Source organism: Microcoleus sp. Pol7_B2, from assembly GCF_036701035.1.
GTDB lineage: Bacteria > Cyanobacteriota > Cyanobacteriia > Cyanobacteriales > Microcoleaceae > Microcoleus.
Map to the genome: position 1 here is coordinate 1 of NZ_JAUBQB010000123.1, position 11,179 is coordinate 11,179.

Genomic DNA, 11,179 nt, shown 5'->3' on the forward strand with positions numbered 1-11,179 from the left:
GACGTGGAGGGATTGGGGGTACCTGGAGTCATCGCACTTGCCCCAAGCAAGGATGACAGTGGTTTACTCACTGCTAGCGAAATTTTCAATTTGAGATTGAATGCCGAACTTGTTGTTTTGAGTGCTTGCAATACGGGTCGCGGTCGTATTACAGGTGATGGCATCATTGGTTTATCACGTTCGTTTATTGCAGCAGGCGTTCCGAGTGTTGTAGTTTCTCTGTGGTCAGTATCTGATGAATCAACAGCCGACTTGATGGCGGAATTTTATCGGCAGATGCAACTAACGCCTGATATTGCCCAAGCCCTGCGGAAAGCCATGCTGGTGACATTGGTCAAACATCCTAATCCTGTAGATTGGGCCGCTTTTACCCTCATTGGCGAAGCAGAGAAACGTTAACCCGGAAAAGCTGATTTCGTGTCGTCAAGAGACCTAATACCTGCTCTTCCTTATTTATTGTGCCGAATTATCATTTTTCTGGTGTCTTACACCCCACGTCCGGCCTTTTGATATCAATTCCGGTTATATCGGAAGGATTAAACCACAGAGGACGCAGAGGATACAGAGGAAGGGAAGAGAGATGAATATTTCCAATGAAGGGCGGATTGGATATGACTGTCACATTCAGGTATTTTTGACCAAGCCATGAGGTTTGCATCAATTTTGAGGAAATAAAAAGTCAACTGTCGTTACTTGTTGAGAATTGGTTGAAGAAGGGGCAGTTCTTCCTATGAAGGTCTGAAACTTTTGCACAGCAGGAAGTTCAGACTCGTGCAAGACGAAAATTATCACGGTGTGATACTCAAAGGGCGGAAGGTGGGTTGTAATTTTTCCACCGCTGCATAGGTTTCAATGTTGTGACTTCGATCACTGGTTACACGGACTTGGTTCACCGAATATTTTCAGTATTATCACGGAAAAAAACCAGCACCATCACTGGCTCTTAAGAGAAACCACGAGATGATTAAGGTGTCGAGTTCAAAACAATCCCATGTCTCCAGTTAATCTTCTCCCCGGCGCTATCAACGAATTAATTGCCACTGTCACCGATACTCACCGCGTTACCAAAGCTGACCGCTACGGCATGATGGCCGCCATCCTCGATGAGTCGATCAGTGAAGAAGAACGTGGCTCACTAGATCGTCTTATTCGCTCCCTGGTCAAAGGTCGGATTCAAGTCAGTGATGAACTCTCCATCGTCTCGTAAGCAGAAAGCTCGTTGAGAACTCGACACTCTACAACAGCTTTCGATTGAGAAAGTTTAGACCAGTCACTGATATTGCGATCGCCCTCTACAAGCATAGCTTTTTGTATAATGCACTTTTGACATACACAATTAGCGTTCGCAACTTCATAAACATTATGACGGATACCATCCAGCATCTCATTGAGCCACACATTCAAGATTTGGGTGGGTTCCAAGCCCGTCGCTTGCTTCCCTCAGACGTTCTAGCACTGGTAGGCCCGTTCATCTTTTTTGACCATCTGGGTCCTGCGGTGTTTCCACCCGGCCGGGGCGTGGATGTCAGACCGCATCCGCACATCAATTTAGCAACCGTCACCTACCTGTTTGAAGGTGTTTTGCTGCATCGCGATAGTGTGGGCAGCGTTCAAGAAATCCGTCCCGGTGCGGTGAATTGGATGACAGCAGGGCGAGGCATTGTCCACTCCGAACGCACGCCTGACGACGAGCGCAGCAAAGAAGCCATCCTGCATGGCATCCAAACCTGGATAGCCCTTCCCGATGAATATGAAGAAACCGACCCTTGGTTTCGGCATCATCCGGCTTCTGAGCTGCCTGTTTGGGAGGATGCAGGAGTTTCGTTCACTCTAATTGCCGGTGAAGCCTATGGTCGTACTTCCCCAGTTCAAATATTTTCACCCATGATTTATCTGGACGTGCAACTGACTGCTGGAAGAGAATTTACCTTACCGGGCCATTACAGCGAACAGGCGGTTTACAGCGTAACAGAGGGGCTTGCGATCGATGGAGTGCCTCTGGAACAACATCGGTTGGCAGTTCTAAATTCAGGCACAGAAGTAAACATTTCTGCTTCAGGCAAGGCTCGTTGTATTGTGATTGGCGGTGAACCTGTTGGTGAGCGGCATAAGTGGTGGAATTTTGTTTCGAGTCGCCACTCGCGCATTGAGGAAGCTAAACTCGATTGGAGAGAGGGACGGTTTGCTCAGGTTCCTCAAGAGACAGAGTTTATTCCGCTGCCAGAAGAGCCACCTTCTCAAGCAGAGCAACCGTTGTAAATAACCGCAGCGATTTAAATTAAAAAACTGTTTGTTGGTTCAGAATCTGTGTTTTTTACTCTAATCTTCACGCATATTATTCCCAAATTTGGCGTTGCTGATTCACGGCATGAATCTACTTTTCTCGGAACTTAAAACACTCACCCTACTTGGCTTATAGCCATTCCGAAATCTAGAATTCATAGCTGTATTTAGCAACGCCGAAAAAATATATAGAAGATCCACACCATTCGGCTAACTAAGAAAGAAAGAACACGGGGACTTCAGTCCCCCGTGTCGCTTGCCTCTGGAGACTAAAGTCTCGCTTGTTTCCCGCATCCCGTATTATTTTTATGATTTATTAATTGGCTCTATAATTTCACGATGGTAATTATACAGCATATTCCACATTTATGAAGTACACCCGCCTATAGTTAGCTCGCCGTAGGGACACGGCACTGCCGTGTCCCTACACTTCACAAACCTGGAATACGCTGTATCAAGTCTGAGCGAGCAAGCGCCATACCGCAGCGTATGGGGGGTTGACGAATATTTGCATTAGGAATCCGACCTCCCGGTGAACCCGTCCCTAAAGGATTGGGATGCTTTCGTAACTATCGGCCTATATTCCGCTTCATTCGATCGAGTTCTTCGTCTGCTTCCCAGCGTTGAAACTTTTCTTCTAAAGGATCGGCCGCATTAAAACTGTTATAATTTGAACTCTGATTCCAACCCTTTGTATCCCAATTCTGCTCTGTTTTAGTGGTAGTTCGAGTTGCAGCTTCTGCCGCTTTTGCTCGGACTTCTTTTCGCCGTACTTGAATCTGGCGGTACAGTTCTTTGGCTTTTTCAATCCGTTCTTTGCAGCCTTGCATTTGACCCCAGCGCTGATTTCCCTGACGCAGCAAAGCTGCTTGCCGCTCTTGGGCGGCTTGAGCTAAATCAAGCCTTTGAGCAGCTTTAGCTTTGTTGATGCGATCGTTCCAGCGCTGAATTTCTTGAGCGGCGGAGAGAATTTCGGCTTGCAGTTTTTTCTCTTGTTTTTGGATATCGAGAATCAGCCGCAGAGTGTCTTCTTCTTGTTCCTTGAGTTGTTCTTCTATTGCCTGCAATTCCAGATGGGGGTTGCTACGCAAAAATTCTTCTAATCTGGTTTCTAGAAAGCGGCTGAAATCATCAAATAAGCCCATTTTTTATAATTCCTCAGTCATAAGTCATTGATCATTAGTTATTAGTCATTGGTTCTTAGTCACTGGAGCTCGATTATTGATTCTGAGTTGTTAGTTATAGCAGAAGAAAGTTCGGCAACGAATTGGGTAACCGATTTAACGGATAGAAGCAAGAAGTAATAAGAGCAATGGTTTCAGCCATTAAGAACGTCTTGGCGGTTCCTATATTATAACTGTTTTCACTGCTCGTGATATACAGCCCGAGCGCTGCCCATTACTGATTACCGATGACCTAACTCATAACTAATGACTGATGACTAATGACTGATAACTGATTAGAACTTTTGGCCCACAAAAACCGATCGCACATCTCCTCCCTTGCGGATAACGGCTTCTTGATTTTTGATTTCTGCCAGCGTCCAACCGCTAGCGCCGATGCTTTCGCCGACATAAATTCTGCGGGCTACGCCATCTACTTCAAACAAAGCAGCCGATCGATCGCCCAACTCCAAAATTCCTACCAACGTGTGCGCGGAAGTCGGGGCGCTGCTGACGGCCGGTGCGGATTGCTCGGGCGCGGGCGCGGGCGCGGATTGCTGGGCTGCTGCTGGGGGCGCTGGTGCCGGTTCGGTTTCGCGAGCCAAAATCTTTGGCTGGGGAGACTCCGAGGGGGAAGGGGAAGCGGCGAGGGGATCTCGAGTGCCTGCAGCGGCGATCGCACGACCCGAGGCTGGAGCAGCAGGCGAGGGGGAAACGGCAGCGGTTTGAGGAGCAGCCGGAGCCGCCGGAGCAGCAGCTACCGGAGCCGCCGGAGCCACAGTCACCTGAGCGGGGGGAGGGATTACTACGACTTGAGGTGCTGGTGCTCCCGGCTGCGAGGCAGCTTGTTCGAGGGCATTAGCAATGCGGTTGACTGCTGTAGAAAGACCTGCGGTTGCCGGCGGCGCGCCGGAAATTGGAATGCTCGGCAGTGTCCCTGGGGTGGGGGCTCCGGGAACTCCTGCAAGTTGGGGGTTAGCTTGGGGTGCTTTTTTTTGTTCGATCGCTTCTAGGGAGCGCTGCACATATTCGACAAACGGGGTATCTGGTGCTGTTTTGCCACTTGCTGCAGGTGTCTGTGGTGCGGGGGCGGCGGGCAAGCGCACCAGTCCCGACCTGCTTGCGAGCCACAAGCCCATGACTAGCAGCAGCGACCCACAGGCTGCTCCCAGCAGGATTCTGTCGAACGATTGTTTAGACTGCTGTTTTTTGGCTGTTTCTAGGGCGACTTGGCGGGCGATCGCTTCTACGTCTTTTTCGCCCCCCTGCGGCTGGGGGGGTGCCAACTGCGACAAAACTATTTGAGGTACAGAGATAGATTTGAGCGCCACGAATTCAGGCTGCACTGGTTCCGATGGCAGTCCGTCGTTGCCGTCGAATGCTCGATCGACTCCTTCAAACAGTTCGTCCATCAACCGATCGGCGTAGGACTCTACTGCCACTGCTTCGGCTGGCACTGTTTCGACGGTCGCAACCACGGAGATCGGATCGGACGCTGATTCCAAAGACATCTGTTTGGCGATTACTTTTTGAGGCATAGTTTTCTCTGATTCGCGCTGCTCGACAACCCTGAGACTGTTAACTTTTGACTTCTACAGGATACTTGTGATGTTGACCAATTCTTGGCTCGGAACAGGTCAATTGTATCTCACTCATCACCATATTTTTAGTCCTCGGCCAACTTACTTTGCCCGATCGACTTTTGTTTTACCTGTTTTGGGCCTTTTCGCCCCTGTTTTCTGCTGCCAGTCTTATTTGGTTACGCTGACTTTTACTGCATATTCTACTGCCTGTGTCAACCCCACCCTCCGGGTCTTCACAGTTTTTGACATACAGCTTTACTTGAGGCTCGCAAAAAAAGCGGGTTTTTTGGCGCTGTTTGCGATCGCCTTACAGCTTTAACAAGGATTTCAGACTTTTACTCGTCTTAAGTTTGTTGGTGAGTATTGCTTGACCGTAGTAACAAGCAACCGATTTTATAACTTTAAGAGTACTATAGCTTCATCACACTTAGGTAATAAATTGTCAAAGCTTGCCAAATTGTCGGCTAAATAAGCATTATTCCTAATATTTTTTTTTACAAAACTATTTGTAATACAAAAATAAAAAAATATTGAAATTTGTCAATATATATTCGTTTCAGGATGAATTTTTTAAGCCATAATTCCTCTAGCTCCTGTCATGGTGAGCAGGAGCTAAAGACAACACTCGAACAACCCAAATTAACCCACCCGTTCCGCCAATTCCAACCAGCGCTCAGTCGCCCGATCGATCTCCTGCGTCAACTGAGCCAAACGATCCGATAACTTCTTCACCTCGGCAAACCCGGTGGGAGCATTGTTGTACAAAATCTTCTCAATCTCTTCTTTTTCAGCTTCCATCTGCGGAATTTTATTTTCTAATTGTTCGTATTCCCGCTTTTCATTGAAGGAAACTTTGGTAGATTTTTGAGTGGAAGTGGGGGATTTTGAAGTGTTAGATTCAGCCGGGCGTGTAAGTTTTTCTTTTTCTTTTTGCCCTTGGATTTCCTTGGCTTCTTCGGCTTTCTTGTAGTCTAAATACACGGAATAATTGCCGGGATACAAACGCAAATTGCCGCCCGGTTCCAAGGCGAAAACCATGTCGATCGTGCGATCGAGAAAATAGCGATCGTGGGACACCACAATCACGCAGCCGTTAAAATCTTCCAGATAATCCTCTAAAACCGCCAAAGTCTGCACGTCCAGGTCGTTTGTCGGTTCGTCCAAAATCAGCACGTTCGGCGCACTCATCAGCACTTTCAACAGAAATAACCGGCGCTTTTCCCCGCCCGAAAGTTTGTTAATCGGCGCATACTGTTGGTTCGGCGGAAACAGAAACTTTTCCAACATTTGAGAAGCGGTAATGATTTCCCCATCCGCCGTTTGCACCAATTCCGCCACGCTTTTCAAGTATTCAATAACTCGCTGGTCTTCGTTGGGCGTCAAATCCTCTGAATGCTGGTCAAAATAACCGATATGAATGGTTGTGCCAATTTCGACTGTACCCGAATCCGGCTGAATGCGTCCGGTGATGATATCCATCAGCGTCGATTTTCCCGCACCGTTGCTACCAATAATTCCAATCCGGTCTTCGGGTGTGAAATTGTAGGTAAAATCTTTAATTAAAGTGCGATCGCCATAGGCTTTACAGATATTCAATAACTCAATCACCTTCTTACCAATCCGGCGGCCCGCTGTCGCAATCTCGACTTTGCCGTTGGCTGTTTTGAACTCCTGGGCTCGCATATCTTTAATGCGATCGATCCGAGCTTTTTGCTTGGTACTCCGCGCTTTCGGCCCGCGTTTGAGCCATTCTAATTCGCGCCGCAATACACCCGCGTGTTTGCGAACAGTGCTGGCGGCGGATTCTTCAGCTAAGGCTTTTTTCTCCAAATAATAAGCGTAATTGCCAGCATAATTGTAAAGGTCGCCGCGATCGATCTCCAGGATGCGATTGGTAACGCGATCGAGAAAATAGCGATCGTGCGTAATCAGCAGCAAAGCACCGCGATAGCCGTTCAAATAGTTCTGCAACCACTCCACAGACAGCGCATCCAAGTGGTTTGTCGGTTCATCCATCAGCAACACTTCGGGTTCCGACAATAGCGCGGTTGCTAAGGCAATTCGCTTGCGGTAGCCGCCGGACAAATCGCCAATTTTCGCATCAAAATCCTGAATCCCCAACTTGGTCAAAATCAATTTCGCCTTGGTTTCCAAATCCCACGCATCCACCTCATCAATGCGTTCAGACACTGCAGACAGACGCGCCATCAACTTGTCGGTATCGCCTTTGCCGTGGGACAATTGAGCGGAAATTTCCTCGTATTCGCGCACTAAAGCCATTTGTTCGCCACTGTCGGCAAATACTTGCTCTAAGACAGTGTGATTTTCGTCTAAATCCGGCTGTTGGGGGAGATAGACAATTTTAGAGCCTGGATTGACCCAGCGATCGCCAGAGTCGATCGACTCCAAACCGGCAATCATTTTCAGCAGCGTTGATTTCCCCGAACCGTTAGTGCCGATGAGTCCGACTTTATCCCCTTCATCGAGGCTGAAACTGGCATCTGTCAAGAGTTCCTTGATGCCGAAGTCTTTTTTGATCGATCGTAGAGTAAAAATAGTCATCTGTATAGAAAGTCATTTACCTAGCTTAGTTTAACGCTGGTCTTCGCACTCCGCTGCAAATCGCTGGAAAAAGCTGCTGGGATTGATAAATTATATAAACTTCATCGATAGTTTGTTCAGTTTTTAAGTTAACAATAGTCCGGACTGTTTTTATATGGCCCAATGGCTTATGCTCGCTTGACTTTGAGCCACTATGAGTCATTAAATCAATGTCAGCTCCACCCCTGACGCGGCATTGAATTCGACTTTTTATGATCCTTGCCCCGCGTAAGCTTGTAGTATCTTTCCAAAAACTGTCCGGAATATTGAGTTAAGGTATGACTTATAAATCCAAGTTAATGATTGCTTTTTTGATCAGAGTCCTCGCTCGACCTGTCTTGTTTGCTCGAAATTACAAATTTCACTATCAACTCCACTTCTTAGTAAAAAGGAGTCAAGTAAATGACAGCCGGATTGCCCCAACAACGCATTTGTGGCACGATGAGTGTCCACTATCGACTTTTAACCACTGATCTAACCTATGCTAGAAACCGACGGGAAATTGAGAATCGCTCGCTGCAATACGCACGACGCGGAATTGAAGCAGCTAGAACTGGCATCACAGTGATTCCTGTGGTTGTTCACGTTGTTCATAACCCCAGCATTCCTGAACAAAACATTTCAGAAGCACAAATTCGCAGTCAGATTGATGTTTTAAATCGCGACTTTCGCAAGCAAAACCCAGATATTGTCTCACTCCCGGCTGCTTTTCAGTCATTGGCAGCAGATACCCGAATTGAGTTTGTCCTAGCAACCACCGATCCCAATGGCAACCCCACTAATGGCATTACTCGAACAACCACTACTGCCACAGGATTTATTGATGACGATCGCGTCAAATCCGTGGCGACAGGTGGTGCGAATCCGTGGGCGAGCGATCGCTACTTAAACATTTGGGTGTGTTCCCTGAATGGCGGATTGCTGGGCTATGCTCAGTTCCCTGGTGGTCCTAGTGCCACTGATGGTGTAGTAATCACCCATACTGCCTTTGGTACTATCGGCACGGCAGCCCCGCCCTTTAACTTAGGCAGAACTACAACCCATGAAATTGGACACTGGCTGAATTTGCGCCACATTTGGGGAGACGATGGCAATGGGTGTAACGGTAGTGATTTTGTCAATGATACACCCAATCAAGCAGGACCAAACACTGGTCTCCCCAGTTTTCCCCATGTAACCTGTAGTAACGGTCCCAACGGTGATTTGTTCATGAACTATATGGACTACACCGATGATGCGGGTATGTTCATGTTTACCACAGGGCAAGTTGTGCGAATGCAAGCCGTGCTAGATAACGAACGAGCTAGTCTTGGTACTACACGCAGCGACGATAATTTCTACCAACTCCACAGCGGTGGTGCGATTTGGAAGTATACAGGAACTCCATGTTCGGGAGATAACTGTCCAGGTTGGCAGAAGCTAGACAACAATCCAGCTACCGTTGCAATTGCCGCCAGCGATGGTAATCTCTACCAACTCCACAGCGGTGGTGCGATTTGGAAGTATACAGGAACTCCATGTTCGGGAGATAACTGTCCAGGTTGGCAGAAGCTAGACAACAATCCAGCTACCGTTGCAATTGCAGCAAGTGGCAATAATCTCTACCAACTCCACAGCGGTGGTGCGATTTGGAAGTACACAGGAACTCCATGTTCGGGAGATAACTGTCCAGGTTGGCAGAAGCTAGACAACAATCCAGCTACCGCCAAAATAAGCAGTAGCATAGGTATATCAGAGTAGAGCTTCCAGAGATTGTGTTAGCTAAGCCGGATGTTTGCCAGTCTGGCTTAGTTTGATGATTCTGATGGAAGTCACTGACACAAGAAAGATAGCTTCAGGTATTGCATCGAAACAAAAATATGGCAACTTTTGTTAAATTACTGGATAAGCCTCTTCAAAAACTCATTGATAGCAATAGCCATGTTTAGCAAAATCATGGATATCTGGAGATTCATAGCAAAATTGACTCGTTTAATGAATAAACGACTGTTGCGATCTCTATCATCTTTAATTGGCTTATATATTTTGAGCATCATACTTTCATTACCCCACGCTATCTCTGCTTCTTCACAAGTTGAACATAATGCCAGCATTACTCCACTCACTATTGTTCAGGTAGCCGCCATGACCTTACCAAGCCAAATTTTTAGACGATGGACACATTCTCGCGAAGAAGATCGGGCAGACATCCTTGTGTATCGTCCCAAGGACTACCCGTTTCCACCCGCGCGCGGTCGGGAAGGACTCGAATTCCGCGAGAACGGAGAATTTATTCGCTACCAGATTGGTGCCACGGATAGAAGCTTAGGAGTTCCTGGTCGATGGAGTATTCAGAACACAAATATGGTAGAAGTTCAATTTCCAAATCAATCCGTTTCATCGTATACATTGACAATCCTGGAATGCGATGAGCAGATTCTCAAGGTCAGACAAACAGCAGGGGGTAAGTAGGTAGGCGGGATTAAACCGAATAATGTAACAGTATGTAAATAGGCTTAAGTCAGGCAGTAGAGAGCATTTGGACACTTTACATCGTTTACATAGTTGCGTTTTAAAGCGCCGACTTACTTACAAGTCAGTGAGTACCCTGATAGAATTATGAGAATGAAATGCGATTCGGAACGCATGAGATAGTGGATATAGGCGTTTAGAAAATGCTATATCTGAGCCTTTCGTCTAACAAACGGATGCACCGGACGGATTGACAGCCTTTGGCTTAGTTGCACGTAGGTGGGAAGATAAGGAAAAAAGCTATGAAAAAGCTCAGAGATGAAATTAACGCGGTTCCTAACGTGGATATTTTAATTGAGTCAATAAGGGGCTTTGAGAAAGATATTGCTAAATAGAGTGAAGATAAAAAAGCAGCAGTAATTCAAAAAATCAACGATTGCGCCAGCCTCTTCGCAACTCAAAAAGCTGATGTCTATCGTAAGCTGCGCCGTCTTCACCTACCGTCAAATATTAATGGTTATGAATCTTCACTGTACACACTAACGGTTTCTTGAACAATAAGGGTAATTTGGGCAGTTGACGAAGCTCCAGTTTTTTGGCAAGTTATTTTTACTCTTTTCCGAGTAGTCAAACACGATGATCTCGATTGAGCTGATCAGGGTGTAGCAGAGTCTTTATATCAAGATATGCTTCATCACAATCTAGAAGATGCCCAAATTTCCTAAGCTTATTTATGGCACAGACTATTACGCTCTGCGATGAATAGGGCATTATTTACGAAGCGATAAAGATTTTGCCAAAAGATTGAGGAGGCTGAATTAAAACCGCGATCGCCCTACCAATTGACCAAACCAACAAATTCTGCCAACAGTGGCAAATCCTCGAACTATCCCTCTTTGGTTCGATCCTTCGTGACGACTTTCATGCAGACAGCGACATCGATATCCTAGTTGCTTTTGCCCCCACAGCCAACTGGGGTCTACTCGATCGCGCCCAAATCCAGGAAGAACTCGAAGCACTGCTATAGTCATTTCAAATAAATGTGAGACAGAGGTAAGATCATGATAAAATCGATAAAAATAGTTAATTAGAAAAAAA

9 protein-coding genes are annotated in these 11,179 nt (G+C 46.7%); 6 read left to right on the forward strand and 3 right to left on the reverse strand.

Annotated elements, in window-relative coordinates:
- From QUA57_RS26980 to QUA57_RS26990, 3 genes are all read left to right on the forward strand, one after another.
- Window positions 1–399 (forward strand): CHAT domain-containing protein (locus QUA57_RS26980; protein WP_333064935.1); only part of this gene is annotated, 399 nt, incomplete at its 5' end.
- Between the two features lie 592 nt (window positions 400–991).
- Window positions 992–1,207, forward strand: a complete 216-nt coding sequence (locus QUA57_RS26985; RefSeq protein WP_006631949.1) for a hypothetical protein — start codon at window positions 992–994, stop codon at window positions 1,205–1,207.
- A 44-nt stretch (window positions 1,208–1,251) separates the two neighbouring features.
- Window positions 1,252–2,259: a pirin family protein gene (locus QUA57_RS26990; protein WP_333064937.1), complete on the forward strand. Its 1,008-nt coding sequence runs from the start codon at window positions 1,252–1,254 to the stop codon at window positions 2,257–2,259.
- A 593-nt stretch (window positions 2,260–2,852) separates the two neighbouring features.
- Here the strand turns inward: QUA57_RS26990 and QUA57_RS26995 are convergent.
- The 3 genes from QUA57_RS26995 to QUA57_RS27005 all read right to left on the reverse strand — a co-directional run bounded on the left by QUA57_RS26995 (window position 2,853) and on the right by QUA57_RS27005 (window position 7,591).
- Entirely contained in the window at window positions 2,853–3,428 is a 576-nt protein-coding gene (locus QUA57_RS26995; RefSeq protein ID WP_333040388.1) for a TIGR04376 family protein, read from the reverse strand.
- 314 nt (window positions 3,429–3,742) lie between these two features.
- Entirely contained in the window at window positions 3,743–4,984 is a 1,242-nt protein-coding gene (locus tag QUA57_RS27000) for a hypothetical protein (RefSeq protein WP_333064938.1), read from the reverse strand.
- A gap of 684 nt (window positions 4,985–5,668) precedes the next feature.
- Window positions 5,669–7,591, reverse strand: coding sequence for an ABC-F family ATP-binding cassette domain-containing protein (locus tag QUA57_RS27005; protein ID WP_333064940.1), 1,923 nt, complete (start codon window positions 7,589–7,591; stop codon window positions 5,669–5,671).
- Between the two features lie 441 nt (window positions 7,592–8,032).
- On the opposite strand from QUA57_RS27005, the gene QUA57_RS27010 reads away from it, so the two are divergent.
- The 3 genes from QUA57_RS27010 (at window position 8,033) to QUA57_RS27020 (ending at window position 11,108) form a co-directional block, all read left to right on the forward strand.
- Entirely contained in the window at window positions 8,033–9,370 is a 1,338-nt protein-coding gene (locus QUA57_RS27010) for a zinc metalloprotease (RefSeq protein WP_333251470.1), read from the forward strand.
- A gap of 180 nt (window positions 9,371–9,550) precedes the next feature.
- Window positions 9,551–10,081 carry a hypothetical protein gene (locus QUA57_RS27015; RefSeq protein ID WP_333065126.1) on the forward strand — a complete coding sequence of 177 codons (531 nt, stop codon included), beginning with the start codon at window positions 9,551–9,553 and terminating at the stop codon, window positions 10,079–10,081.
- Between the two features lie 904 nt (window positions 10,082–10,985).
- Window positions 10,986–11,108, forward strand: coding sequence for a nucleotidyltransferase domain-containing protein (locus QUA57_RS27020; RefSeq protein ID WP_333251472.1), 123 nt, complete (start codon window positions 10,986–10,988; stop codon window positions 11,106–11,108).
- The last annotated feature ends 71 nt before the right edge of the window (window positions 11,109–11,179 follow it).